This window comes from Geomobilimonas luticola (assembly GCF_018476905.1).
In the GTDB taxonomy this organism is placed as follows: domain Bacteria; phylum Desulfobacterota; class Desulfuromonadia; order Geobacterales; family Geobacteraceae; genus Geomobilimonas; species Geomobilimonas luticola.
Genome location: NZ_JAHCVK010000001.1, coordinates 21,006 through 47,340, shown reverse-complemented (window position 1 = coordinate 47,340; position 26,335 = coordinate 21,006). Strand labels below are relative to the sequence as shown.

Genomic DNA, 26,335 nt, shown 5'->3' with positions numbered 1-26,335 from the left:
CTCGGTTTACCGTTACGGCTCCGCCGGAAACCAGCGCCGTAGGACGAACCCCTTTCCCTTGCCGGTGCCGTAATCATCGAGCGGCTTCCGGTGCCGTACGAGGTCTGCCAGCGCCTCCCGAAGCGGCCTCACAATCACTCCCCCCTTGCCGCCGCACTCCAGCCGGCTTTCAATGAGCCGACCCCGGTCCAGCACGATCTGCACATGTCCCTCCCAGACGATGAGATCGAGGGGCTCCACCTTCCGTGCAATTTCACTGGCGGTGAGCCCGGAAATGGGAATGTCCGTCCCATAGCGCACCAGGGCGCTGGTGTTCCGGGGGGTGAAGCCGCCGGTTGCCTCGTAGAGGAGGCCGGAGCAGTCCAGCCCGGCGAGTTCCCATTGCTGGTCAAGCCCTGCGGAATGTGGCACACCGGACGCCGGTGGGTAAAGCTCCCGTATTTCCGGAACCCCGCCACTTACGTTTCCCCCCCAGACGTAGCTCTTCCCTTCGGCGGCCAGGAGCCGGTCGGTAATGGTCTGCCGGTCGGGAAGCCAGCGGGGCCGCTCCGGCGGCCGCTCAATGATGGTGGTGACAAAACGGCTGTCGATGTAGTAGCCGGTTTTGGCCGGGTAGGGGTAGTCGCCGCTCGTCACCCGGTAGATGGTGGCTTTTCCCTGGCGCAGTTCCCCCTCGATACGGAAGACCGTACCGGGAAGCGCGATGAATTCCACTTCCCGAATCTGGCCGCAGCGGTCGAGCTTCAGGGTGGCACCGTCTTTTCCGCCGAAGACGGCGGCGAAGGCGGGGGTGTTGAGGACCGGCGTGGAGATGCGGGCGACGGCGTAGGGGGGGTGAGGAGCTTCAGCGAAGATGCCGGCAGGGAGTGAGAGCAGCAGAAGGGTAAGAAATAGTAGTAATCTCATTTTACCAGCCACTGGTGGACAACAGCACCCGCCAGCCAGACGCCGAAGCCGGCGGAGAGGGCGAAGGGGAGGGTCAGTTGGCGGCGGAAACATAACCAGACCGCGACGAAAAAGAGGACGGTCGGGATGATCCCCCAGAGGACGCCGCGGGTGTAAGCGGAAAAGAGCCGGTAGTCGCCGGGGTTGTCGGCGGCGAGCCAGAGGAGCACCAGAAGCGACGTGAGGGGCATGGTGGCGATGAGGCCGCTCATGGTGGGGAGCTTCCGGCCGAGCTGGGCGCAGCCGATGATGACGGCGTTGGTGATGAGGAGCTTGAGGAGAAAGGGCATGGCGGACCTCTGCATGGTGCGGGGATTTCAGGCGGAACTATAGCAGAAAAGGGCCGGGAAAGGAAGGAACGACACGGCGGGTGCGGTATACTGATAGCCATGGAGCAGAAATTTTTCGCCGATACGATGCTCGGGAAGCTGGCCCGCTGGCTCAGGGTTGTCGGCTGTGACGTCGCCTATAAGCCGCTGCTGGACGATGCCGAACTGGTGGCACGAGCGCGGGAGGAGGGGCGGCTGATCCTGACCCGCGATACCCTGTTGATCCGCCGCCGCTGGGCCCGGGAGCACCATCTGTTCGTCGTGGGGGATCACTGGCGTGACCAGCTGCGCCAGGTTGTCACGGCCTTGGGTATCGACCCGTTCCGACGTTTCCTCACCCGCTGCCTGGAGTGCAACGAGCCGCTGCGGGATATGGACCGGATGAAGGTGGCGCAACGGGTGCCTCCCTATGTCCATGACACCCGGGAGCAATTCCGGGAATGTCTGGCCTGCGGCCGTATCTACTGGGGAGGTACCCACCGGGAGGGAATGGTGATGGAGCTGGAAAAACTTCTGGGGGAGTGGCGGTGGCGGGATAGCCGGTTCAGGGGGGAGTAGCAGTGGTGAAGGCCCGGGAAAGCGGGAGGAGGTGGAGATGGCCCGACGTGAAAAGCGCCAGGGCTTTTTTTATGCCCGGCGGCTCGTTGCCGTTGCCGTGGACGAGGACGAAACTCCCCGGCCGGGGCGTTTCCCCCTTGGCGAGCCAGGCGTCCGCCCCCAGGGGGATGAGGCCGAGCTCTTTAAGCTCCCGGATGAGCGCGCCGTCGGCCACCAGGCCGGGGAAACGGAAGTACGGGTCGGGGGTGAGGCCGTTTTCCAGGAGGAGCACCTCGGTGGCGAGTGCTTCCCGTTCCAGGTCGGTTCCCGGCGTGAGGAGAAAAGTCCGTTCCAGGGGGACCCGTGGATCGTAGGGGTGGGTGAGGGAGTGGTTGACCCAGGTGATGGCGAGCCGGCCGGCCGACACCTGCTCCTTCAGCCAGGCCAACTCCTTCGGGTGTTGCTCAAGCCAGCGGCCAGTCATGGCGACGGCCACCGGTACCGGCCCCTCCTTCTTCTGAGATAGCCGGGACACGGCGACGAAGAATTCCCGTTCGAAGGGGCGGACCGACGGGCACATGTCCACCGTCAGGAACAGGCCGTCAACCGGCTGGTCGGCATGGCGGGCGCCGTGGTTCTGAAGAAGGAACGGCGGGGCGGTGTGGCGGACCAGCGCCTTCAGGTAGGGGGTCTCCTGCAGGGTGGCGGAAGGAATCTCCCTGCCAAAATCCATCTCCGTCGCCGCTACCGTGGCGGTGGCGAGGGTCGCCGGGTTGACGACGAGGAGCCGGGGAGTGCCGTTCTGCTGGAACCGGCGGATGGCGATCTGGAGGGTGCCGGTCCGGTCGTGTCCGGTACGAAAGATGGGGGTGTAACCGGTGATCGTGGCGGCGGTCGCCCCGGGAGCATGAATAAGGAAGAACGATGCCGAGAGGAGGAGGGCGAGGAGGAGAGCCGATCCGCCCTTGCCGGGGCGTTTCGCGCCTGTGCCCTGTTCCGGTTTTACGTGCGTCCCTCTGCGGTGAAGCCTGTCAGGCATAGGTAAGCACCGACGCGATGGCGGCGTCGATCTTTTCCGTGTCCACCCTGGTGTTGAAGCAGGGGCCGAAGGGGCGGTCGTTGAGGACCCCGATGACCGGGAGGGGATAGCAGTCCTTGATTCCCGAGGTGAGGTCCCGCTCGCAGGCGACCGCCACTACAAGTTTGGGGCGCTTTTCGATGATCACCTTGCGGGCCAGGGTCCCCCCCGTGGCGACGGATATGTCCACCTGGTATTTCCTGGCCAGTTCCGCCAGTCCCATGATGTCGCAGCGGCCGCAGCGGACGCACTTGTTGATGTCGCCGGTCACCTTGATCTCGCAGTCGAACAGCTGCAGGCAGTGGGGGAGCAGGATGAGGATGCGGTCTGCCGGCACCAGCAGCCGTTGGGACTGGACCAGGCTGTTGTTCATGGCGATGAACGACTGGCGGATGGTGTCCTTGGAGATGCCGAGGAGTTTCCCCATCGCCTCGATCACCGGCAGGAGGAACTTGATCACCACCAGGCGCATGAAGCGGGTGAAGAGGATGTCTTTCCCCAGGGCGGTGGTCAGGACCAGCAGGGCGGTGCCGCAGAGGGCGAGGCCGGAGAGAATGGCGGTGACGATGCCGACGATGTGGGGGAGGTTGGGGTGGATGTTGGCCAGGCCCCGGGTCGGTATCCACCACATGAGGTAGATGAGCCCCACGATGATGATGCAGGTCACCCCCATGAGGGCGACGAAGAGCCGTTTGCGTGGCGGTGCCGGTGTGTTGTTCGCGTCAGCCACGGTGCATTTCCCCGGCGCCGAGGACGGTCCCCGCGGCTATTTTGATCCCGGCCAGGAATTCCTGAGCAGGGAGACGCTTCCGCCCTTCCAGCTGCAGTTCCTCGATGAAGAGACTGCCGTTGCCGCAGGCGACCTCCAGCCCGCTTTTGTCGGCCCTGAGAACGGTGCCGGGTGCGCCGTGTCCCTCGCCGGTCCGGACCCGGCAGATCTTGAGGGCCTTGTCCTCCAGGGTCGTGAACGCGCCCGGCCAGGGGGTAAAACCCCGTACCAGGTTCTTTATGACCCGGGGCTCTTTACCCCAATCGATGAGCCCATCCTCTTTTTTTATCATCGGGGCATAATTGGTGAGGCTGTCGTCCTGTTTTTCCGGGACGAGCCGGCCGGCGGCCAGAAGGTCGAGGGTTTCCGCCATGGCCGCGGCGCCGAGCACGGCGAGCCGGTCGTGGAGGGACTGGGCGTCCTCGTTCGGGTCGATGGGGATCGCCTTTTTCACCAGCATGTCCCCCGTGTCGAGCCCCACGTCCATGAGCATGGTGGTTACCCCCGTTTCGGTCTCGCCGTTGACGATGCACCAGTTGAGGGGGGCGGCGCCGCGGTAGCGGGGGAGGAGCGAGGCGTGGACGTTGATGCATCCTTTGGGGGGGATGTCCAGGAGCGCCTTGGGAAGAATCTGGCCGAAGGCGATCACCACGATGAGGTCGGGGCGGAACTCCTGGATTGCCGCGATGGCTTCCGGCGCGCGTACTTTCACTGGTTGCAGTACCGGCACGCCGTGCTGTTCGGCAAGGACCTTCACCGGCGGCGGGGTCAGCTTCTGGCCGCGCCCCTTGGGGCGATCGGGCTGGGTGACCACGGCGATGACCTCCTCACCCCGGTCGAACAGCATCTGCAGGGTTGGACAGGCGAACTCCGGCGTCCCCATGAATACGATGCGGAGGGGCATGATTACTCTTCCTCTTCCCGGGAACGGCGGTAGCGCTTGCGGAATATCTCCCGTTTGAGGGGGGAGAGGTGGTCTACGAACAGGATGCCGTCCAGGTGGTCTATTTCATGCTGGAAGGCGATGGCCAGCAGTTCGTCAGCCTTGTAGGTGACCTCGTTGCCGTCCAGGTCCAGTGCCTTCACCACCACCCGGGCGTGGCGGCGGACGTTGGCCGCATACTTGGGGACGGAGAGGCACCCCTCCTCCTCGTAGGATTCGCCGTCGGCGTGGACAATGACCGGATTGATGGCGACGATGAGATCAGGTTCCTCGTCCTTGGGGGAGACGTCGATGACGATGACCCGCTGATGGACCCCTATCTGGGGGGCGGCGAGGCCGACGCCGGGAGCGGCGTACATGGTCTCTGCCATGTCCTGCACCAGGGCGCGGGTCGCGTCGTTGATCACCGTGACCGGCGTTGACTTCTTCTTCAGTTCCGGGTCGGGAAAGTGGAGTATTGTTCGTATCATAGCCTGCCTTTTCAAATTAATGCATCGTATCAATATATAAACTTGCCGAGAAAAAAGCAAATCATTCCTCGCGCTGCGTCCCCCTCCATCACGGGTTCCCACCTTTTCCGGCAGACATATTCCCCCTTGACATTTTTACTCCAAGGATGTACCTACCGTTAGGTAAACAGGTTCGGGGACACACCCGCGGAGGAAGCATGGGACAGCAGATCAAGGAAGAACGGGCCGATGCTGCGGTGCGGCAGCGGCTCCTGGCTGCGGCGTTGGACAGCTTCACCCGGAAGGGGTACGCAGCCACGTCGGTCCGGGAGATCGTGGCCGCTGCCGGCGTTACCAAGCCGGTGCTCTACTATTACTTCGGGAGCAAAGAGGGGATCTATCTCGAACTGATGAACGGCACCTATGCCCTGTTCGCGGAACGGCTCAATCTTCTTGCCACCGGCCGTGGGTCGGCACGGGAGCGCCTGACAGCCTTCTGTACCGGGTGCTTCGACGGCTTCGTGGAGCATGTCCAGGTGGTGCGGCTCATCTATTCCCTCTATTTCGGCCCGTCCCAGGGGGCGCCCCCCTTTCCCTACGAGGAACCGTTCGACCGGATGCTGGAGATACTGGCCGGCTTCGTGCGGGACGGGATCGCCGCGGGGGAACTGGTGGCGGTGAACGAGAAGGATGCGACCTGGGCCATTATCTCCTGTCTCAACACCGTCATGGAAGAGCAGTTGTGCCACACTCCCCCCCGCATCGACCGGGAGGGGCTGGTGCGGATACTCAATCTGATCCTTGACGGATTTTCCCAAGGGGTGAAACCATGAAACATGCAGGGGCGATGCTGTTCGTCGCGGCAGCTCTGGCCTTCTCGTCCATTGCCGGCGGCTGCACGAAGAGGAGCGGGGAAAAGGGTGGGGAAGGGACGGCGGTCAAGCAGCCGGTTGCCGTGGAAGTCGCTGCGGCGGGGGGTGCCGACCTGGCTGAGGGGCTGGAGGTGACCGGGAGCCTGGAGCCGAAGTTCTCGGCCGACGTGAAGACCCAGATTCCCGGCCTCGTCAAGCAGGTGTACGTGACGGAATGGGTGCGGGTGAAGAAGGGGCAGCCCCTGGCCAGCATCGACGTGGGGGAGACGGAAGCGCAGGTGAAGCGTGCGGAAGCGGGGGTGGAATCGGCAAAGGCCGGCCTCGCCCAGGCCCAGGTGCAATTGACGCGCTCCGAGCGGGAACAGGCACGGATGCTCAAGCTGAAGGAGTCGGGGCTTGCCACCCAGCAGGCGGTGGACGACGCACGGACCGAGGTTGCGGCGTCCTCTGCCAGGGTGGAGGCGGCCCGGGCCCAGATCCGGGTTGCCGAAGAGGAGGTGCGCCAGGCCAGGGTCCGGCTCCGGAAAGGGCTCGTCACCTCCCCCATGGACGGGGTGGTCGCTCTGCGGGATGTGAACGTGGGGGACCTGGCGGGGGATGCCGCCGCCGTCAAGCCGGTGTTTCGCATCGTGGACAATCGCATCCTCAACCTGACGGTCACCGTCTCTTCCGCAGATTCGGCGCGGGTGAAGGTCGGCCAGCCCCTTGAATTCACGGTGGACGCCATTCCGGGGAAGACCTTCACCGGCCGCGTGATGTTCGTCAACCCCGAGCTCTCCGCGGCGGACCGTTCCCTGAAGGTCATCGCCGAGGTCAGGAACGACGCTGAGCTTCTCAAGGGGGGACTGTTCGTCAAGGGGAGAATCCTTCTCGGTACGCGCACGGGGGTCATCCAGGTTCCCCGGAGTGCGTTGGCGGCGTGGGACACCATGGCCCGGAAGGCCAACCTGTTCGTGGTGGAACAGGACACGGCCCGACTCCGTGCCGTCACTACCGGGGCGGTGACCGGCGAACAGGTGGAGGTGGCAGCCGGACTCAAAGGGGGCGAGCGCTACGTGACGCGGGGCGGATTTGCCCTCAAGGATGGAGACCGGGTGACGACGGCCCCGGCGGGCAAATAGTCAGGTAATTTCGGAGGATTCGAGCGATGAACCAGGTACTGCTGCTTTTTCTCATGTTCTGCGGAGGGGTTGCCGTCGCATTCCAACCCTCGATCAACGGCCGGCTGGCCCAGAAGACCGGCGTTCTGGAGAGTTCGTGCATCTCCTTCACGGTGGGGGCGGCTGCGTTGCTGATACTGGTCTTTCTGGTCGGCAAAGGGGACATGCGGGGGGTAAGCCATGCTGCCTGGTGGGAACTGAGCGGCGGGCTGCTCGGTGCCTTCTTCGTCACCATGACGATTGTCGCTGTCCCGCGCATCGGCACGACGGCTGCCATGGCGTCGGTCATCGCGGCCCAGCTGGCCACCGGGGCCCTGCTCGATCACTTCGGGATGTTCGGTTTCCGGGAAATCCCACTGGACGGCAAGCGCGCCTTCGGCATAGCGTTGCTCATGGCGGGAACGGCACTGGTCTTCAGAAGGTAGCACCACGTTACAGAAGGGAGCGGTGACCTGCGTGGCAGAGATCCCGCCGGTCAACCCATTCTTCGGAGCTTGCCATGATTCTTTCCGATCTTTCCATAAAGCGCCCCATCTTCGCCGCGGTGATGATCCTGTCGCTTGTCACCCTTGGCCTCTTCTCCTACAAGCGTCTTGCCGTCGAGATGTTTCCCAACGTGGAGTTTCCGCTGGTCTCGGTGGTGACCACCTTCCCCGGCGCCTCGCCGGAGACGGTGGAGCGGGAGATATCCAAGCGGATCGAGGAATCGGTGAACCAGATCGCCGGGGTGAAACATGTGTTCTCCACCTCCCGTGAAGGGGTTTCGACGGTAACCATCCAGTTCCAGCTGGAGCAGAAGGTGAACGATGCAGCGCAGGAGGTGCGGGCCAAGATCGGCTCCATCCGCGGCACTCTTCCCCAGGGGATCGAGGAGCCGATCATCCAGAAGCTCGACTTCAACGCCGCGCCGGTGGCTGCCCTGGCGGTGCAGTCCACCACCCTCTCCCCCCGCGAACTGACGACCCTGGTGGAGAAGCGGATCAAGAAGCGGTTCGAGAGCGTGGCCGGGGTCGGCAAGGTGGAGATGGTCGGCGGCCAGAAGCGCGAGATCAGCGTGGAGATCGACCCGGTGCGGCTCGACAGCCTGGGGCTTGGCGTCAACGACGTGGTGGAAGGTATCCGTTCCGAGAACACCAATACTCCCCTGGGGCGGCTGACCAGGGGGACCGCCGAATATCCCATGCGGATCGAAGGGAAGCCCGACCGGTCCGAGGAGTACCGTCGCATGGCCGTCGCCCAGCGGGGGGGACGCCCCATCCCCCTGGGGGAAGTTGCCAACGTGACCGACGGCACGGAGGAGCGGCGCAAGCTGGCGCTGGTCAACGGTCAGCCGGCCATCGGTCTCGACATCTACAAGCAATCGGGGGGGAACGAAGTGGAGCTGGTGGACACGGTCAAGAAGAACATGGCCAGGGTCCAGCAGGAACTGCCGCCGGGGGTGACCCTGACCATGGTGCGCGACGGCACCATCATGACCCGCGAGTCCCTGGCCGACGTGCAGGAGACCCTGATCATCGGCGGCATCCTGACGGTGCTCATTGTCTTCTGCTTCATCAACTCCTGGCGTTCAACCGTCATCACCGGCGTGACCCTTCCCATTTCCGTCGTGTCGGCCTTCATCATCATGAACGCCATGGGGATGACCCTCAACGTCATGACCCTGATGGCGCTGTCGCTGGCCATAGGCCTCCTGATCGACGACGCCATCGTGGTGCGGGAGAACATCGTCCGGCACCTGGAGATGGGGAAGGACCACATGGAGGCGTCCCGCTTCGGCACCAGCGAGATTGGCCTGGCGGTCTTCGCCACCTCCATGTCCATTGTCGCCGTCTTCATCCCGGTGGCCTACATGCGCGGCATCGTGGGGCGCTTCTTCTTCCAGTTCGGCATCAGCGTCGCCTTTGCCGTGCTGGTGTCGCTGTTCGTCTCCTTCACTCTCGACCCGATGCTGTCTTCCCGCTGGCACGACCCTTCCATTCACCTGCAGGGGAAACGGAAGGGGCTGGCGCGCTGGCTGGAGCGGTTCAACGACTGGTTCGACCTGACTGCGGACAGGTATCGCCGCGCCATCGGCTGGGCCCTCGACCACCGCAAAACGGTGATGCTTACGGCTGCCGCAGCGTTCATCGGCGGGATCGTCATCTTCGGCACCCTGGAATCCTCCTTCATGTCCAAGGAGGACAAGGGAGAGTTCCAGGTATCCTTCAAGACTTCACCCGACGCGGCCCTTGCCGAGACCGAGGACCGCCTCCGCGCCGTGCTCGCTGCCGTCGGGGAGATTCCGGAGATCGACCACACCTATGCCACCATCGGCGCCGGCGACAGCGGGACGGTCCGTGACGGCCTGCTCTACGTCAAGCTGAAGGATCGCGACAAGCGCACGCGGAACCAGTTCGAGCTGCAGCGCGATGTGCGGGGCCGCCTCCAGAGGATTGCCGGCATAACCTTTTCCATCGAGGAGGTGGGGCAGATCGGCGGTGCCCAGAAGCCCCTCAACGTCAACCTGAAGGGGGACGACCTGGCGACCCTGAAGCAGTTGGGACAGAAGCTCAAGGAAGAGCTGTACAAGGTGCCGGGGATCGTCGACCTTTCCGTCACCCTGGAGCATGACATCCCCGAATACCGGATGAAGGTGGATCGGGAAAAGGCGTTTTCCGCGGGGGTCACCACCAATGACGTGGTGGCGGCGCTCTCCCGCCTGGTGGGTGGGGAAGCGATCTCCACCTACGAGGACGAGGACGGGGACGCGGTCGACGTGCGGGTGCGGCTGCCCGAGTCCCTGCGCCGCAATCCGGGGCAGGTCGCCGATCTGAAGATTTCGGTGCCGGACGCCCCGGGGGGGAGCAAGCTGGTCCCCCTGGCAAGCCTGGTCAGCACCCGTGTCGCCGCCAGCCCGACCGAAATCAACCGTCGCGACCTGGCCCGCCAGGTGACGGTATCCGCCAACCTGGACGACCTCCCCATCGGTACGGCGGTCAAGCACGTGGAGGCTGCGGCCCAACGGATCAGCATGCCGCCGGGATACGGCATCAACCTGTCGGGCGAGGCGGAGGACATGGCCGAGTCCTTCGGTTACATGGCTGAGTCGCTGCTGCTGGCGATCATCTTCGTCTATCTGATCCTGGCGGCCCAGTTCGAATCGTTCTTCGAGCCGCTGGCGATCATGCTGTCCCTTCCTCTCTCCATCGTCGGGATGGCGGGGATGCTCAAGCTGACCGGCGACACGGTGAACATCATGGCGCTCATCGGCCTGATCATGCTGATGGGGCTGGTGACCAAGAACGCCATCCTGCTGGTTGACTACACCAAGGTGCTCAGGCGGCGGGACGGCATGCCACGGCGCGAGGCGATCATCCAGGCGGGGCGGACGCGGCTGCGACCGATCATCATGACCTCCCTGGCCATGATCTTCGGCATGCTGCCGCTCTTTCTCGGGATCGGTGCCGGCGGCGAAGGGCGCGCTCCCATGGCCAGGGCGGTGGTGGGGGGGCTCCTGACCTCGACGCTGCTGACCCTCCTGGTGGTGCCGGTCATGTACACCTACATGGACGACCTGGGGGGGTGGGTAAAGCGGAAGTTCGGGGGGAAGGGGAAAGTGGCATGAAAATTCCGTGCTTTTCAACGCAGAGACGCAGAGACGCAGAGACGCAGAGAAAGTATATCCCTGGGTTCTCCGGACAATTTACCGCGGGTATTGCCCTGCTGGAAAGCGTATATCAGTATTACAGAATTTCCTCTGCGACTCTGCGCCCCTGCGTTACGTGCATCTCCCTTTTCCTGGTCATAATCTGCTCTTCGCAAATTGCCCGCGCTGCCGAGGTGCGTACCCTCACCCTGGACCAGGCACTGGAGATTGCCGCTGAACGCAACCGGGATATCCTCAGGGCGCGGGAGTTCTACCGTCAGGTGCAGGGCAGGTACGTGGAGGAACGGTCCGCGGCCCTTCCCCAGCTCACCCTTACCGGTCAGCTTTCCCGGCAGCAGAATGACAGCCAGAAAGTCCTGACGGGAGGTTTCATCCCAACCCGCCAGGACACGGGAGGGGGGGAACTGGGGCTTTCCCAGGTGGTCTACTCCTGGGGGAAGGTGGGGGCAGCCATCCGCGCCGCCGACATCGGCTTCCGGACCGCCGACGAGCGTCTGCGCATGGCCAGGCAGGGGACGCACCGCGATATATCCACCGCCTTCTACGACATACTGCTGGCCCGGGAACTGCACGCCATCTCCCGGCAGAACCTTGAGCAGAAGAGCCGCCATCTGGAGGAAGCCCGGCGCAAGTACGCGGCCGGCGTCGCCACCGACTACGACGTCCTGGCGGCGGAGGTCTCGGTGCAGAATGCCCGTCCCGACCTGATACGGACCGGAAACCAGCTTCGGAGCACCAAAGACCGGCTCCGGTTCCTCCTCGCCCTGGAGGAAGATGTGGAGGTGGCCGGAGGGCTGGACGCTGCGCCGGAAACGGTTCCTTCCTACGAAGAATCCCTGGCGGTGGCCCGCAAGCGTCGGCCGGAGTTGGAGGAGCTGAGACGCCAGAAGGAGATCGCCGGCGAGCTCGTGACCATCGCCAATGCCGACGACAAGCCCCGCCTTGACATCAAGGGGGGATACGGCCGGCGATGGCTGGAGGCGGGGGATGCCCGGGGTGACGGCCAGGATTGGAACGTCGGCCTCTACCTTTCGTTTCCCTTCTTCGATGGTCTGAAGACGCGCGGCAAGGTGGCCCAGGCGGAAAGTGAGCGGCACGCCCTGGAGATCGACGAGGCGAAGCAGACCGACGCCATCTCCCTGGAGATCCGCGACGCCCTCAACCACGTCCGGGAGGCGCAGGAGATCGTCACCGCCCTGACCGGGACGGTGGCCCAGGCAGAGCGGCTCCTGACCATGGCGGAGAAAGGATATGAACTGGGGGTGAAGATCCGGCTGGAAGTCGACGATGCCGAACTGAACCTCAACCAGGCCAGGGGGAACCTCGCCCTTGCCCGGCGGGATTACCTGGCGGCCCTGGTCAATCTGAAATGGACGACGGGGGTTCTCGGCGAGGGGGGCCTTCCGGCCTCGGTGCCCTGATTTACGGCTGGTTTTCGTTGTTTCTCGCCGTCGTACGCACAAAAGGCTTCACGGGAGTTCCGTGAAGCCTTTTTTTGCAATCGGCTGCAACGTTGTTTGCCCGCGCCGCGGCCCGCTCTCACGTCAGCAGGACAGGGATCCTTCCGTCTGCTCTTTTCCGTCCTGGGGGAGGGATGTTGCCGACGGGAGTTCGATGACGAACTCCGCCCCGGCCTGAGTGTTCCGTACCGTGATTTTACCCCCCATGTTTTTCTCGATGATCATCTTCGACATGTAGAGCCCGATGCCGGTTCCCTTTTCCTTCTTCTTGGAGGTGAAGTAGAGCTCGAATATCCTGTCGGCATCGCCGGTAATCCCTCCGCCGTTGTCGTTCACGACTATGACCGCTGCATTTCCCTCCCGCCGGCAGCAGACCTCTACGGATGGCTGCTCGACGGCGCGTTCCAGCAGGACGTCCTTGGCATTGTAGAGGATGTTCAGGAGCGCATGGGAGAACTCGTTGGGATAGCCGTTAACCAGGATGCCGGGGGCGAGGTTCGTGAAGCGGAGGTCGATGGCATTCTGGGCGAAGTATGACTGGACAAAGAAAATGCTCCTCTCCACGGCCCTTTCAAGGTCGAACGGGTAGGGAGCCCGTTCCGGCCGGAAAAAGTTCCGGAAGTCCGTAATGGTGTCGGCAAGGTAGTCGAGCTTGTCCAGGCAGGCGTTCACTTCCCGGTCGACTATCTCGGGGGTGAGCTCTTTGTCGTGGTACGCCTGCTGCAGGTACTGGAAACGGAGCCCGATGGTTGCCAGGGGCTGGCTCCACTGGTGGCCGATGAAGTTGATCATCTCTCCCATGGAGGCCTGGCGGGCCTGCTGGTACATGATCCGTTCCTTGCGGTTGTTTTTCTCCACCTCTTCGGCAACCCGCTGCTCCAGGGTCGCGTTCAGCTGCTCCAGCTGCCGTTGCTTGGCAACCAGTTCATCCTGGGCCGCTTGCCGCTCGTGCTCCCGCTCGGCCAGTTTCCGCGCCATGGTGTCGAAAGCCTGACCCAGTTCCCCCAGTTCCCCCCCCGCCACATGGTCGGCAATTCTGACATCCAGGTTCCCCTGGGCCACGGTGTCGACGGTGTTCTTCAAAGTGGTGACCCGGTCGACGATGGAACGCCGGCCAAGGTAGAGGACAATAAGGAACGTTACGACCAGAAAGGGGGCCAGGATTATGATGTCGCGCATAAGGGCGCCGTTCGCCTCGGCCACCGCATCGCGGTAGGGTATCCCCGTGCGGATGTACATGTAGGGGGTCGCTTCATGTTCCAGGCGCTGCTTTCTGAAGACAATGAGCCGTTCCAGACCGTCATGGGCGATTCCCCGGAACGAGCCGATCCCCTCGATGCCCTGCATCTGGGCAAAATACTCCTTCTTGTCGGTCCTCCCCACCAGTTTGGGTTCACGGCCGCTGAAGAGGATGGTCCCCTTGTGGTCAAGTATGATGTACGACGTTGCGGCGGGGAGTCCCGTATTGAGGAGTATCTTCCTGAAGTCACCCAGGTCGACGGCAAAATTGAACACCCACATGATGGTGCCGCTCTGGTCCTTGATGGGGAGTGCGAAGTCGAGGGTGAAATCACTGCCTTCGGCCGCTGGCCGGAATTCTCCCGAAGAAAGGCGACCCGTTGCCAGGGCGTTCACGAACTGCCGCTGGTCGGCGATGGACTCATTTTCCTTCAGTGGGGGCGCTGCTGTCCAGATTTTACCGCTGGCGTCGGCAAGCGCCAGGTGTTTGATCTGGGGATTGCGCTGGCAGATTTCGGTCAGGAGTTGCCGGACCTTTTCCCGGTCCCTGCTCTTGACGCGGTCGAGTCGCGCCACGGTCTCCAGGAGCTGCTGGTTGCTGTTCAGGAACTGGTCCTGGGCGAGGCCGATATTGTTGGCCAGTTCCTGGATGTTCTTCGTCGCGCCACTCAGGGCGTCCTGGCGCTGATCCAGCCCCGAATAGAAGATGATGCCGATGGTCGGGAGGGCCAGCAGCAGTGCGAGGGTGGCCAGCTGGATATGTATGGGTAAGGAGAAAAAACGCTTCATATGCAGGATCCCTGAGCCTTCACCTTCTGACAGCTTTGCGGCAAGGGTTGCGCGTGAAGATCGCGGGTGGTTTACGGCTGCCGGTTGATGGCGTGCCTCAGAATGGTGCTCGGTTTGAACGTCAGGACCTTGCGGGCGGAGATCCTGATGGTTTCGCCCGTATGGGGGTTTCTCCCCCGGCGGTCATGCTTCTGTTTCACCTCGAAATTGCCGAACCCGGTGATTCTGATGTTCTCGCCCGCCTCAAGGGTGCTCTTGATGATGCTGAAGGTCGTTTCCAGCATGTCGGCGGATTCTTTCAGGGAAAAACCGGTAGTGACGTGGATTTTTTCGGCGATGCAGGCTTTGGTCATGGAAATACCTCGTCAGGGTTAATTAGCGGCATGCTGATGTCCGTATCATAAAAAATCATCGCAGACCAGTATTAAAACAGTGGAATTCAACGGCTTTTTTTCAAGCGGCCGCAGGATTTTTGCAATATCCTTGCCGCTCGGGGTGACTATGGTGGTGCCGGGAGGTAAATGCTCAGTCAAGATGGAGGCGGGGAACCATAAAAGCCCATGAATAGTGTGTCGGGAAGACCGGTGGCGGCACGTGCCGTGGGGCTGCCAGGTTCGGGTTGCGGATAACGCAGCCACCCGCTTCGGGAGAAGGGGAGGGTGCGGGCTTTCAGGTGGTGGTATGGAGCAATCGGTTCCGTTGTATGGCGGTATGGCGACGGAATGCCGCATCACGCACCGCTTCTTCCGGGCATTGGATTCTTCGCATGATTCCCGGTGGTGAAATTATCAATTGACAGAATACGATTACTGCATATAAATTACATGTAAAATTGCATGAAAATAGTGGCGGCACATTGGGTAAAGGAGGGAGTGCATGGAACTCATAAAGATTTATGACACGACGCTGCGGGACGGGACCCAGGGGGAGGACGTATCGTTCCAGATGAAGGACAAGATCAGCATTGCCCACAAACTGGACGAGCTGGGGATTCACTATATCGAGGGGGGATGGCCGGGAAGCAACCCCAAGGACATCGCCTTTTTCAAGGAGATAAAGAAGGAGACGTTGTCCCAGGCGAAGATTGCGGCCTTCGGCTCCACCCGCCGGGCGAAGGTCACCCCCGACAAGGATCACAACATCAGGACGCTGGTGGCGGCGAAACCGGACGTCATCACCATCTTCGGCAAGACGTGGGACTTCCATGTCCGCGAGGCGTTGCGCATCTCCCTGGAGGAGAACCTGGAGCTCATCAACGATTCCCTGGCCTTCCTGAAGGAGAACGTCGACGAGGTCATCTACGATGCGGAGCATTTCTTCGACGGATACAAGGCGAACCCCGCATACGCCATCAAGACCCTGCAGGCTGCGGAGGCGGCCAAGGCAGACTGTATCGTCCTGTGCGACACCAACGGCGGCAACATGCCTTACGAGATCACGGAGATCATCAAGGCGGTCCAGAAACAGATCACGACCCCCCTGGGAATCCACACCCACAATGACAGCGAGTGTGCCGTCGCCAACTCGCTGCATGCCGTCAAGCAGGGGGTGGTGCATGTCCAGGGGACGATAAACGGCTTCGGCGAGCGGTGCGGGAATGCCAACCTCTGCTCCATCATCCCGGGGCTCAGGCTCAAGTTGAAGAAGGAATGCATCCCGGACGAGCAACTGCGCCGGCTGCGGGAGGTCTCCCGGTACGTGTACGAACTGGCGAACATCGCCCCGAACAAGCACCAGGCCTACGTGGGGAATTCAGCCTTTGCCCACAAGGGGGGGGTGCACGTGAGCGCCATCCTGCGCAACACGGAAACCTACGAGCACATCAGGCCGGAAGTGGTGGGGAATGCCACCCGGGTCCTGGTGTCCGACCTGTCCGGGAAGTCCAACATCCTCGCCAAGGCGGAAGAGTTCAACATCGACATCAACAGCAAGGACCCGGTGACCCAGGAGATCCTGGAGAAGATCAAGGAGATGGAGCATTGCGGATACCAGTTCGAGGGGGCCGAGGCCTCCTTCGAGCTGCTCATGAAAAAGTCCCTCGGCACCCACCGGAACTATTTCTCCGTGCTCGGTTTCCGGGTCGTTGACGAGAAGCGGACAGACGACCAGAGGCCGTCATCAGAAGCGACGGTGCTGATCAAGGTGGGGGGGAAGACCGAACACACGGCTGCCCTCGGTAACGGTCCCGTCAACGCCCTCGACAACGCCATCCGCAAGGCACTTGAAAAATTCTATCCGAAGCTCAAGGATCTGAAGCTGCATGATTACAAGGTGCGCGTGCTGCCGAACGGCAGCGGCACGGCCTCTTCGACGCGGGTGCTGATAGAGTCGGGAGACCGGCAGGGGCGGTGGGGAACGGTGGGGGTGTCGGACAACATCATCGACGCTTCGTACCTGGCTCTCATCGACAGCATCGATTACAAGCTGCACGGTGACGACAAATCCTGAAGTTCTGGAGGGCGAAGGGCGCTGCCGGAGTTCGAACCGGATGGCGTTTCTACGTGAAGGCATGGCGGGGAGAAGCGGATGGCGGACGTAGCGCGCAGACCAATGGACAGTGCCGGGACGATAATCATGATCGTGCTCTGCGTTGTCCTCGGCCTGCACCAGGTGGTCATCAAGATGGCAGCACCGGACATGGCGCCTATCCTGCAGATAGCGCTTCGTTCCGGCGTGAGCGCCATCCTCATCGGTATGCTCATTGTCTGGCGGCGCGAAGGGTTTAGCCTGCGTGACGGGACGCTGCTCCCCGGCCTCCTGCTCGGCACCATGTTTTCGGTAGAATTCATGTTCGTGGCGGAGGGGCTCCGCTTCACCACGGCATCGCACATGTCGGTATTTCTCTATACGGCTCCCATCTTCACTGCCCTTGCGCTCCATCGGTTCCTGCCGGCGGAACGGCTCCGCCGCCATCAATGGCTGGGGATCTGCCTGGCGTTCTGCGGCATCGTGGCGGCCTTCGCGGGGGGGATATTTCAGTCCGGCATCAACGGGCGTGTCCTGTGGGGGGATGTTCTCGCCATCTTCGGCGGGATCTTCTGGTCGAGCACGACGGTGATCATACGGTGCAGCCGCCTGGCCGACGCGCCGGCGACCAAGACCCTCCTCTACCAACTGATTGCCGCCTTCCTCCTGCTGCTCGGCTATGCCGTAGTTACCGGTCAGGCCAGCTTTGTCTCGACCCCCCTGGCGTGGGGAAGCGTGCTGTTCCAGGGTGTCGTGATCACCTTTGCCGTCTATCTTGTCTGGTTCTCCCTGCTGCGCCGCTACAACGCCTCCCAGCTTTCCATCTTCCTCTTCCTGGCCCCCCTGTTCGGCGTCTCCTTCGGCGTGCTCCTGCTGCACGAATCCATCGACCTCTTCTTTGCCGTGGGAGCGCTCCTGGTTCTCGCCGGCCTGACCCTGGTGAGCAAGCCGACCCTCTCCCGCCGAAATTCTTCCTGAGTCTTACTGAGACGAAACCTGACGAGTTGCCCTCCCCCGGAGGGGGAGGGTTGGGTGGGGGAAGAGACGCATCGAGTAGTTGGCGTACTCTTTTCGTAATCCATTTTCCCCGTACCCATCTGGTGCTATGGACCTAGAACCCCTTCCTGAGCCGTCGCACCGAAAAGAGAACGAGGGTGCAGGCCAGGCCGCAGATGGGGATGAGAAAGGCGCCATGGTAGGCGGTCGGCGGATGGCCGGCGGTGCCGCGGGGGAACGAGTGGATGTAGTGCCCCATGACATGCTGCATCACCGCGGCGCCCATGAGAAGAAAGAAATTCACGCCGGTCATGGCGGTGGCCGCATACCGGAAGGGGACCAGCCTGCGCGCCAGGGGGTAGATGATCACTCCCGACGCCGAGGCCAGGCCGACCGTGAAAAAAATGGCCGCCAGAACAGGCCGTGAGGCATGGTCGGCCGGCCCCAGCATGGCGGTCATGGCCAGGAGCAGGATGGTCTGGCCGCAGAGGATGGTCTTTTCCAGGGAGCCGCCGAACCAGTCGACTGCCCTTCCCACCAGAAGCGAGCCACTGATGTAGCCGAGCGATGTGCAGAGCAATATCGTGCCGGACTGGGAACGGCTCAGTCCCACGGTTTCCATCAGGTAGGGCCCACCCCAGAGTGCCATCAGCACCATGTAGTTGGCGTACCAGAAGAAAGCGATGAGCGATGTCATCCAGAAGTCGGTTGAGGAGATGAGGCACTTCCAGACCGCGAAAACAGTGCTGTCATCTTCTTCTGCCTGGTCCGGCAGCGGGGGAAACGGCTTAGCGCCGTCTGTCGGCGTGTCGCGGACGAACAGGAATACGGCCAGGGTGACCAGGGCCTGGACGAGGGCCATGGCCAGAAAGGTGGGGCGCCAGGTGAAAATGCTGATAGCATAGGCGAGCGGTGCGGTGGCGGCGACACTCCCCAGGTTCCCCGCGGCGATCATGAATCCCGAGACCTTGGGGAATTCCCGGGGCGAAAACCAGTGGGTGAAGATCTTCAGGGAGCCCATCAGCACGCAGGCGGTCCCCAGGCCGAGGAGTGCCCGGCCTGCGGCGGCGGAGAGCTCCCCCGAGGCCAGGGCGAAGACCAGCGATCCGGCCGTGGTGACGATTCCCATGGCGGAGATCATCAGCCTGCCGCCGATCCGGTCGATGAGCGGTCCGAGGGGAATCTGGGCAACGGCAAAAACGTAGAAAAAAATCCCCGACACGATGCCGAGTTGTGCCGCGCTAAGTCCGAGGTCCATGGCGAGGTCGCGGGATACCACCGCCATGGAGATGCGGTAAAAAAAGCCGACCAGGAACATGACGGCCAGGGTGGCGAATATTTTCCATCTTTCCGTCACGTCGGCATCCGTCTCAATCGAAGTACCGGTAGGTGGCTTCGCCGATGGCGAGGAGGGTTCCCTGTGCGTCGGTAATCTCCACCGTGGCGACGAATATCCGCCGGCCACCGGAGCGTTTGCGCCCGACCGCCCTGATGGTTCCGGAAGAAACGGGGGCGAGGAAGCTCGTGGTGAGGGAGAGGGTCACCGCCTTTCGGGTGTTCTTCGACGTGGGGCAGTAACAGCCCGCCAGCCCCCCCGTGTTGTCGATCATGGTCGCCAGGACCCCGCCATGGATGCTCCCCTGGCTGTTGATGTGCCGGGGGTCTATGGTCAGTTCCATGACGGCGTGACCGGCGTTCAGTTCCGTCGTCCGGAGGTCGATGGTCTGGCGGAATCCGTTGGGTGCAAGGCTGTCGGGGGTGGGGTGTCGGTCCATCGTTTTCCTCTCTGCATGGTAATTGTATGAACAAGTTCGGCAGTTGAAGAAGTCCTCCGTTCACTCCGCTTCCCTTCAGCTGTGGCTCTAAGGCTCACTGCGCCGCAGCCGCAAACTCACCCTTGCGGGTTCAGACAATGCGGCTGCTGTTCGCTCCGTTTCGCAAAGAGCCACAAAACTTCAGGGAAAGTCGTTCTCTCCGGACCACCTCAACTGCCGGATGAATGAGTGCACTACTCCCCGCCGTTACGGCGGGGGAGGAACTGTTTCTCAAGGAACGAGGCGATGCCCGGTGCATCGTCGATGTCGAAGCGGGGAACGTCCAGTTCCATCTCTCCATCGCTGGCGACGGCGATGAGGGCCGGATCGTGAGTCTCTCCCCGGCAGATGAGGGTTTCCCCCTGCTCCTTCCGGTTCACCTCGATCTTCGGGAGGTCGCTCTGCTTGAACCCTTCGGTGAGGACGATATCCACGTCGGTGAAGTAGGTGGCGAGCAGTTCCCGGATCGGGGGGGCGGCCTCGTGCCGCTTGACCAGCGCCAGTTTCTCCGCCGAGCAGATGAGCATGGTGTCGGCGCCGGCGGCAGTGAGTCGGTGGGAATCCTTGCCGGGGTGGTCGATGTCGAACCGGTGGGCGTCGTGCTTGACCACCCCCACCCGCCAGCCCCGCTCTTTCAGGAGGGGGATTACCTTCTCCAGCAGGGTGGTCTTCCCTGTCCCCGAGCGGGCGACGAAGGAGACGGCGGGAACGGCATGGTGGTGGGCGGGGCGGGAATCGGCACAGTCGGCCGGGTCCCCCTGCAGCTTGGCCACGCCGTGGGGGATGGCTGGCCAGATGGCGGCCAGGTTCTCGATGGCCCCCTTGGGGCTGCCGGGGAGATTGACGATCATGGCGGATTTCCGGACTCCCGCTATCGCCCGGGAGAGCAGGGCGTGGGGAGTGATGGCGGCGCTGGCGCGGCGCATCTCCTCCCCCAGGCCGGGTATCTCCCTGTCCAGCACCCTTCTGGTTGCATCGGGGGTGACATCCCGCGGAGAGAGGCCGGTTCCGCCGCAGGTGACGAGGAGATCCACCGTCCCGCTGTCGGCCCACTTCCGGAGGGTCCTCTCGATCAAGCCGGCATCGTCGGGGATCATTTCTCGTTTGACAATCGTCGCCCCCCGCCCGGTAAGCCATTCCTCCAGGGCCGGACCGCTGCCGTCCACCCGCTCTCCCCGTGACCCCTTGTCGCTCAGAATGAGAATGGCCGCTTTCATGGCGTCTCCTCCCGCCGGTAGACGCCGCTCTTCCCCCCCTCCTTGTGGAGGAGCCTGATGTCGCCGATGGTTATCCCCTTGTCCGTCCCCTTGCACATGTCGTAGACGGTGAGCGCCGTTACCGCTGCTGCGGTCATCGCCTCCATCTCGACGCCGGTCCGCTCCAGGGCCTTGACCGTCGCCGTTATCCCGATGCGTCCCGCGTCCCGGTCCACGGTGAAATTGACCGCCACGTTATGGATGGCCAGGGGGTGGGAGAGGGGGATGAGGTCGGCGGTTTTCTTGGCCGCCGCGATCCCTGCCAGTCGGGCCACGGCTAGCACATCCCCCTTGCTGGTCCGCTTCTCCTCGATGGCCGTCACGATGGGGGGGGAGAGGTGCACCGTGGCGGCGGCGACCGCAATCCGCAAGGTGGGTTGCTTGTGACTCACGTCGACCATGATTGCCTGGCCTGCTTCGTCGAAATGGTTGAATTCCATAGGCGTCTCCCTGAAGTGAGGTAAGCGGCTCAAACACCGTTTACATGTTTTGTTGCATGCAATACTATCCAGTATCTGCCCGTATGTCGAGCACTTGGTGAAGACAGCTGAATATTCGCTGTCCGTTGGTGGGGCTTGGACCCCGAAAACGGAGTTTTGATTGCGGCGAATTCTCCTTGACTTTACCGTAACAAGTTGTATTATGCAACTATAAATGTCATGTGGCGGAGGGGAATCCGCGACATGTTTTTTTGGGGATGATAGTTGTATTTTGCAACTAAAAGTTGCGGCGGGCGGAAGGAGTGCGGTATGATCAAGGGACAGAAACAGCAGAAAAAGGGGCTGAAGGTCCCCTTTAACTGGGACATCGACCTGTTCGGGGAGATGGCGAAAATCAATGCCGCCAGCCGGACGCTGTACCCGATCATGGAGGTCTATGCGGCCGACAAGTTTTCGGTGATGGGATCGGGGCGCACCTCCAATACGGTCCACGAAAGAACGCTCCCCCTTGAAGCCTACATAGAAGAGGCCCACCGCCACAACATAAAATTCGAATACATATGGAACGCCATAACCATGGGGGGGAACGAATGGGACGCCACGTTCCAGGAGCGGCTGTACGGGGAGGCGAAGAAGCTGGTCGACGCGGGGGTGGACAGCTTCACGGTGACCAATACGCTCCTCTGCCTGAAGTTCAAGAAGTGGTTCCCCGGCATACCTGTCACGTCGAGCGTGAACAATCATCTGGATTCCGTGGAAAGGGTGAAGCAGCTTATCGAGTACACCCATATCGACAGGATCATGCTCGACAACCGGCACAGCAGGAATGTCGGACTCATCAGGAAGATACACCGGAAATACCCCCAGCATCCCATCATCGTCCTGGTGAATGAGGCCTGCCTCCCGGACTGTTCGCTCCAGGCCTACCACCAGGAGCATACGGCCCATTCATCGCGGCTCGGGAGCGGTTACCAGGCGCCGGACCTGTGCCGGATACTCTGCACCACGGCGAAGATGAAGAACCCCGTATACTCGCTCAAGGCTCCCTGGGTGCGGCCGGAAGACATCCACTATCTCTTCGATGCCGGGGCGAGCCTCATGAAGCTCGCCGGGAGAACGGAAAGCTCCGACTGGATCCTCCGCATGAGCAGGGCGTACGCGTACGGAAGCTATGAGGGTGACATCTGGGAGTTCATCGAAAAGCCGGGCTCCGTCCGGCCTGAGTGGGAGGCTGCGGCCGGAAGGAAGCTGGAGCCGTGCCGGTTCAAGATCAACAACAAGGAGCTGGAGGGGTTTATCGAGCCCTTCGTCGAGGGGTCGGTCCCCTGCGTAAAGACGCTGAACGGTTGTGGCACCTGCAAGTGGTGCGACCGATGGATGCATGCGGTCACCTGTCCCACGAACCTTCTGGAAAGAATGAAGGACCTGGAAAAGATCTATGACCATGCGGTCGGGCAGGGGTGCCCCTGAGGGTAAGCCATGAATTCGCTGCTGGAGCGCACTCCCACACATATTACCATTTCCCTGTTTCGCGGGTGGCTGGTTGTCGCGGCGGCAGTTGCCATGGGGATCGTGTTCGGCATCCTGTACAGCTGGAGTGTCGTCAAGGCCGGGATTCCCGCGTCCTGGGGGTGGTCCAATGCCGACAAGGCGCTCCCCTATTCGGTCATGTGCGTCATGTTCGCGTTGGTCATGGTGCCGGCCGGCCGTCTGCAGGACCGCTTCGGGCCGCGCTGGGTGGTTCTTCTGGGGGGGGTGCTCGCCGGCCTGGGGTGCGTTATCGCCGGGGTGGGGGGTGGTTCGAAACTTGCGTATGTCGTCGGTTTCGGGGTATTCACCGGCATCGGCGTCGGGTTCGGCTATTCCGCCCTGACCCCTGCAGCAATGAAATGGTTCCCCCCCCGGAATACCGGGCTGGTCGTCGGCATTGTCGTGGCGGGGAGCGGACTGGCGCCGGTGTTTCTCGCCCCCCTGACCACCTGGCTGCTCAACCGGTTCGCGGTGACCGCCGCCACGGGGGTGGTCGAACAGGGGGTGTCCCAGGCCATGATTTCCCTGGGGGTGCTCATCTGGCTCGTGGTGGGAACCCTTTTCTGGTTCATAGAAAACCCCCCCCTGGGGTTTGCCGCCGTGCCGGGCACCCATGACCGGAGAATGTCCTCCCAGCAGGAAACGGGCTGGCAGCGGATGGTGCGGACCCCGCAGTTCTGGCTGATGTACCTGATGTATTTCGTGGGCGCTTCGGCCGGATTGACATTCATCAGCGTTGCCGCCGACCTTGGCAGGCAGGCCCTGGGCGAACTGGCGTTCCTGGCGGTTGTGGTGCTCGCCCTCGGCAATACGGTCGGCCGCGTGATCGCCGGAGCGGTTTCCGACAGGATTGGCCGGCACCTTACCCTTTTCGCCGAATTTCTGTTCCAGGGGGGGATGATCGGCGCACTCTTCTGGGCGTCAAAGCAGGCGACGGGGAACGGGCTCGTCATTCTCGCGGTTCTCTTCTGCGTCGGGCTCAATTACGGGGCAAACCTTGCGATTTTTCCCGCAGCATGCAAGGATCAATTCGGGATCCGCTATTTCGGCCTCAACTACGGGTGCCTGTTCACGGCCTTCGGCCTGGCCGGTCTGGTCATGCCGCTGCTGAACGGCTTCATCAGGGATGTGACCGGGAATCAGGACATGTCGTACATCCTGATCATGGCGATGCTGGCGGTTGCGGCGCTGATGTCCCTGGTGAGCAGGCAGCTGGCGGCCGGCGAAAGGGGCTGACTATGGCGATAGTGACGATATCACGGGGTACGTACAGCGGGGCGAAAACCATTGCCGAACAACTTGCCGGGGAGCTCGGTTACCCCTGTGTCAGCCAGGAAAACATATTCTCGGCGGCCAAGGACTTCGGCGTCCCTGAATCCGAGATCAATGCCGCACTGATCAAACCCCCCAGCATCCTCCGCCTGTCATCCGGCAAACGGACGGCGATTCTCAACGTGATCAGGGCTGCGCTGCTAAAGCTGTCCCACGATGGCAATCTGGTGTATCATGGGTTTGCTGGGCACCTGCTGCTGGGGGGGGTCTTCCATGTCCTGCGGATCCGGGTGATCGCCAGCATGGAGTACCGCATCGAAGCTGCCATGCGGCGGCATGGGGCGACCCGCGAGCAGGCTGTCGCCAGAATAAGGCGCCGGGACAAGCAAAGCGTCTACTGGTCGAGGTACCTGTACGGCGTCGACTGGCAGGACCCTTCCCTCTACGACATCGTCCTGAATATCGAGCGGATACGCATTGACGATGCGGTGCAGACCCTGTTGCAGATGACCGGCCTGGAAAGTTTCACCCCCGACGAAGCCACGAGGCAGGCCTTTGACGACCTGCTGCTGGAGAGCATGGTCTGGGCGGAACTGCATCTGAACCCGGAGACGCAATCGGCAGACGTGCGCGTCGAGGCGAAGAACGGCCGGGTGATCATCACGGGGAGCGCCGGTTCCGAGCACGTGGTGCGGGCGATTCCCGACGTGGCCCGGCGGGTGAAGGGGGTCGGCAACGTCACGTGCGAAGTAGGGGTCGGTTCCCACTGGTACTGGTGACGTGGCCCGTGGGTGGGTGAAAATCGGAAAAGAGGAGGTCGGGTGATGAGCGGGAAAGAATGGACTAAATCGGCGTGGCGTTCGTATCCAGCCCGGCAGCAGCCGGCATGGCCCGATCTTGCTCTCTACGAGCAGGTGCTGCGGGATATGTCGGAACTTCCTCCCCTGGTTTTTGCCGGCGAAGTAAGGACGCTGCGCGAACAGCTGGCGGAGGCGGGGGAAGGGAAAGCCTTCGTGCTGCAGTGCGGCGACTGCGCGGAAGACTTTTCCCGCTGTACCGGACCTGCCATCAGGGAGATGCTGAAGGTCATCCTGCAGATGTCGGTCGTTCTCGCCTACGCGGGGGAGCGACGCGTCGTCAAGATCGGCAGGATGGCAGGCCAGTACGCCAAGCCCCGTTCGTCCGACACGGAACTGGTGGATGGCGTGGAACTTCCCAGCTACCGGGGGGACATGGTCAACAGCCCCGAGCCGACGGCGGAGGCCAGGACACCCGATCCGCGCAGGATGCAGGAGGGGTATTTCCGGGCGGCCGCCACCCTCAACCTCGTCCGGGCATTCACCCGGGGGGGGTATGCAGCGCTTGACCACGTGCGGGAATGGCATCGGCAATCCCTCGATGCTCTCCCCACGGTGGAGAAGTACGAACAGCTAGCCCGGGAGATCGGGAAGACCATCAACTTCATGACCGCCATCGGGCTCGACAGCAATAATCCCATCATGGGTCAGGTGACCCTGTTCACCTCCCACGAGGCGTTGCTCCTCGGCTACGAAGAGGCCATGACCCGCAGGGACTCCACCACCGGTGACTGGTACGACTGCAGTGCCCACATGCTCTGGATAGGCGACCGGACGCGGCAGGCCGACGGCGCCCACGTGGAATTCCTGAGAGGAGTCCGCAATCCCGTCGGGATCAAGGTCGGCCCCGCCCATGAGATCGACGACATCAAACGGCTGGTGCACATTCTCAATCCTGCCAACGAACCGGGGCGGCTCACGCTCATAACCCGCTTCGGTACGGATAAAATCGGCCGCTTCCTCCCCCCCCTGGTGAAGGAGATCCAGCGGGAAGGGTTCAAGGTGGTCTGGAGTTGCGATCCGATGCACGGCAATACGTACCAGAACGACTTCGGCCAGAAGAGCCGGAATTTCGGGGACATCCTGGGAGAGATACGGAAATTCTTCGACGTTCACCATGCGGAAGGGAGCGTCGCGGGGGGCGTTCATCTGGAACTGACCGGGGACAACGTGACGGAGTGCACCGGCGGCGGTCGGCAACTGCTCGACGAGCATCTCGGCCAGAACTACCAGACCACCTGCGATCCGCGGCTGAATGCCGAACAGAGCGTGGAGCTTGCGTTCGAGCTGGCAGGTTTGTTCAGGGGGAGCAACTAGGGCACGGGTGGGATAGGGGGCTTATGGGACGTATAGGTCATATAAGTCATATAAGTCATATAAGTCATATAAGTCATATAAGTCATATCCTATGCCCCCTCTCCAAAATATGTCTTGCTAAATGTAAAATTACATGTAAAATTACACGCAATAGTTTATAACGGCAGGTGT

24 protein-coding genes are annotated in these 26,335 nt (G+C 62.3%); 12 read left to right on the top strand and 12 right to left on the bottom strand.

The genetic code is table 11. The annotated features are described in order from the left end of the window. Window positions 1-12: 12 nt before the first annotated feature. Together KI810_RS00230 and KI810_RS00225 are read right to left on the bottom strand one after the other, a co-directional pair. Window positions 13-906 carry an NlpC/P60 family protein gene (locus KI810_RS00230; RefSeq protein ID WP_214173487.1) on the bottom strand — a complete coding sequence of 298 codons (894 nt, stop codon included), beginning with the start codon at window positions 904-906 and terminating at the stop codon, window positions 13-15. Further along, window positions 903-1,235 (bottom strand): DUF3147 family protein, encoded by a 333-nt coding sequence (locus tag KI810_RS00225; protein WP_214173486.1) that lies wholly within the window; start codon window positions 1,233-1,235, stop codon window positions 903-905. Before KI810_RS00225 ends, KI810_RS00230 begins: the two co-directional genes overlap by 4 nt. Before the next feature lie 99 nt (window positions 1,236-1,334). Between KI810_RS00225 and KI810_RS00220 the strand changes: the two genes are divergently transcribed. Next, entirely contained in the window at window positions 1,335-1,832 is a 498-nt protein-coding gene (locus tag KI810_RS00220) for a Mut7-C RNAse domain-containing protein (protein ID WP_214173485.1), read from the top strand. Here KI810_RS00220 and KI810_RS00215 read toward each other — a convergent pair. Genes KI810_RS00215 through def form a run of 4 tightly spaced genes read right to left on the bottom strand, consistent with a single transcriptional unit; the run spans window position 1,819 to window position 5,071 of the window. After that, window positions 1,819-2,850: a polysaccharide deacetylase family protein gene (locus tag KI810_RS00215; protein ID WP_214173484.1), complete on the bottom strand. Its 1,032-nt coding sequence runs from the start codon at window positions 2,848-2,850 to the stop codon at window positions 1,819-1,821. The genes KI810_RS00220 and KI810_RS00215 overlap by 14 nt on opposite strands. Then, window positions 2,843-3,562, bottom strand: coding sequence for a DUF116 domain-containing protein (locus tag KI810_RS00210; RefSeq protein WP_214174662.1), 720 nt, complete (start codon window positions 3,560-3,562; stop codon window positions 2,843-2,845). Before KI810_RS00210 ends, KI810_RS00215 begins: the two co-directional genes overlap by 8 nt. Window positions 3,563-3,611: 49 nt before the next feature. Next, window positions 3,612-4,565 carry a methionyl-tRNA formyltransferase gene (gene fmt, locus KI810_RS00205; protein WP_214174661.1) on the bottom strand — a complete coding sequence of 318 codons (954 nt, stop codon included), beginning with the start codon at window positions 4,563-4,565 and terminating at the stop codon, window positions 3,612-3,614. Beyond that, on the bottom strand, window positions 4,565-5,071 hold the full coding sequence (def, locus tag KI810_RS00200; protein ID WP_214173483.1) for a peptide deformylase: 507 nt from the start codon (window positions 5,069-5,071) through the stop codon (window positions 4,565-4,567). The genes fmt and def overlap by 1 nt, the downstream gene beginning before the upstream one ends. Before the next feature lie 197 nt (window positions 5,072-5,268). Here def and KI810_RS00195 point away from each other — a divergent pair, with 197 nt between their 5' ends. The 5 genes from KI810_RS00195 (at window position 5,269) to KI810_RS00175 (ending at window position 12,149) form a co-directional block, all read left to right on the top strand. Further along, on the top strand, window positions 5,269-5,883 hold the full coding sequence (locus KI810_RS00195; protein WP_214173482.1) for a TetR/AcrR family transcriptional regulator: 615 nt from the start codon (window positions 5,269-5,271) through the stop codon (window positions 5,881-5,883). Next, window positions 5,880-7,043, top strand: coding sequence for an efflux RND transporter periplasmic adaptor subunit (locus tag KI810_RS00190; RefSeq protein ID WP_214173481.1), 1,164 nt, complete (start codon window positions 5,880-5,882; stop codon window positions 7,041-7,043). The genes KI810_RS00195 and KI810_RS00190 overlap by 4 nt, the downstream gene beginning before the upstream one ends. A 26-nt stretch (window positions 7,044-7,069) precedes the next feature. Further along, window positions 7,070-7,507: a DMT family transporter gene (locus KI810_RS00185; protein WP_214173480.1), complete on the top strand. Its 438-nt coding sequence runs from the start codon at window positions 7,070-7,072 to the stop codon at window positions 7,505-7,507. Window positions 7,508-7,581: 74 nt separating this feature from the next. Next, window positions 7,582-10,686, top strand: a complete 3,105-nt coding sequence (locus KI810_RS00180; protein ID WP_214173479.1) for an efflux RND transporter permease subunit — start codon at window positions 7,582-7,584, stop codon at window positions 10,684-10,686. Between the two features lie 215 nt (window positions 10,687-10,901). Continuing rightward, window positions 10,902-12,149, top strand: coding sequence for a TolC family protein (locus tag KI810_RS00175; RefSeq protein WP_343213446.1), 1,248 nt, complete (start codon window positions 10,902-10,904; stop codon window positions 12,147-12,149). Window positions 12,150-12,272: 123 nt separating this feature from the next. Here the strand turns inward: KI810_RS00175 and KI810_RS00170 are convergent, their stop codons facing one another. Further along, window positions 12,273-14,216, bottom strand: coding sequence for a sensor histidine kinase (locus tag KI810_RS00170; protein ID WP_214173475.1), 1,944 nt, complete (start codon window positions 14,214-14,216; stop codon window positions 12,273-12,275). Between the two features lie 71 nt (window positions 14,217-14,287). Then, a complete protein-coding gene (locus KI810_RS00165; RefSeq protein WP_214173473.1) occupies window positions 14,288-14,569 on the bottom strand; it encodes an integration host factor subunit alpha in 282 nt (93 codons plus the stop codon). A 523-nt stretch (window positions 14,570-15,092) separates the two neighbouring features. On the opposite strand from KI810_RS00165, the gene cimA reads away from it, so the two are divergent. Together cimA and KI810_RS00155 are read left to right on the top strand one after the other, a co-directional pair. Next, window positions 15,093-16,664 (top strand): citramalate synthase, encoded by a 1,572-nt coding sequence (gene cimA, locus KI810_RS00160; protein ID WP_214173472.1) that lies wholly within the window; start codon window positions 15,093-15,095, stop codon window positions 16,662-16,664. A gap of 78 nt (window positions 16,665-16,742) precedes the next feature. Further along, window positions 16,743-17,660 (top strand): DMT family transporter, encoded by a 918-nt coding sequence (locus tag KI810_RS00155; RefSeq protein WP_214173471.1) that lies wholly within the window; start codon window positions 16,743-16,745, stop codon window positions 17,658-17,660. Window positions 17,661-17,793: 133 nt separating this feature from the next. Here the strand turns inward: KI810_RS00155 and KI810_RS00150 are convergent, their stop codons facing one another. The 4 genes from KI810_RS00150 to moaC form a co-directional block, all read right to left on the bottom strand. Further along, window positions 17,794-19,035 carry an MFS transporter gene (locus tag KI810_RS00150; RefSeq protein WP_214173470.1) on the bottom strand — a complete coding sequence of 414 codons (1,242 nt, stop codon included), beginning with the start codon at window positions 19,033-19,035 and terminating at the stop codon, window positions 17,794-17,796. A 13-nt stretch (window positions 19,036-19,048) separates the two neighbouring features. Continuing rightward, window positions 19,049-19,453: a PaaI family thioesterase gene (locus KI810_RS00145; protein WP_214173469.1), complete on the bottom strand. Its 405-nt coding sequence runs from the start codon at window positions 19,451-19,453 to the stop codon at window positions 19,049-19,051. A gap of 233 nt (window positions 19,454-19,686) precedes the next feature. After that, entirely contained in the window at window positions 19,687-20,709 is a 1,023-nt protein-coding gene (gene mobB, locus KI810_RS17645; protein ID WP_425513883.1) for a molybdopterin-guanine dinucleotide biosynthesis protein B, read from the bottom strand. Then, window positions 20,706-21,188: a cyclic pyranopterin monophosphate synthase MoaC gene (gene moaC, locus KI810_RS00135; protein ID WP_214173467.1), complete on the bottom strand. Its 483-nt coding sequence runs from the start codon at window positions 21,186-21,188 to the stop codon at window positions 20,706-20,708. The genes mobB and moaC overlap by 4 nt, the downstream gene beginning before the upstream one ends. A gap of 309 nt (window positions 21,189-21,497) precedes the next feature. On the opposite strand from moaC, the gene KI810_RS00130 reads away from it, so the two are divergent. Genes KI810_RS00130 through KI810_RS00115 form a run of 4 tightly spaced genes read left to right on the top strand, consistent with a single transcriptional unit; the run spans window position 21,498 to window position 26,164 of the window. Next, the gene (locus KI810_RS00130; RefSeq protein WP_214173466.1) at window positions 21,498-22,658 is read left to right on the top strand and encodes a hypothetical protein; all 1,161 of its coding nucleotides are present in this window, start codon (window positions 21,498-21,500) and stop codon (window positions 22,656-22,658) included. A 9-nt stretch (window positions 22,659-22,667) separates the two neighbouring features. After that, window positions 22,668-23,954 carry an L-lactate MFS transporter gene (locus KI810_RS00125; protein WP_214173465.1) on the top strand — a complete coding sequence of 429 codons (1,287 nt, stop codon included), beginning with the start codon at window positions 22,668-22,670 and terminating at the stop codon, window positions 23,952-23,954. A gap of 2 nt (window positions 23,955-23,956) precedes the next feature. Beyond that, window positions 23,957-24,769 (top strand): cytidylate kinase family protein, encoded by an 813-nt coding sequence (locus tag KI810_RS00120; protein WP_214173464.1) that lies wholly within the window; start codon window positions 23,957-23,959, stop codon window positions 24,767-24,769. A 45-nt stretch (window positions 24,770-24,814) separates the two neighbouring features. After that, a complete protein-coding gene (locus tag KI810_RS00115; RefSeq protein ID WP_214173463.1) occupies window positions 24,815-26,164 on the top strand; it encodes a class II 3-deoxy-7-phosphoheptulonate synthase in 1,350 nt (449 codons plus the stop codon). Window positions 26,165-26,335 lie beyond the last annotated feature (171 nt).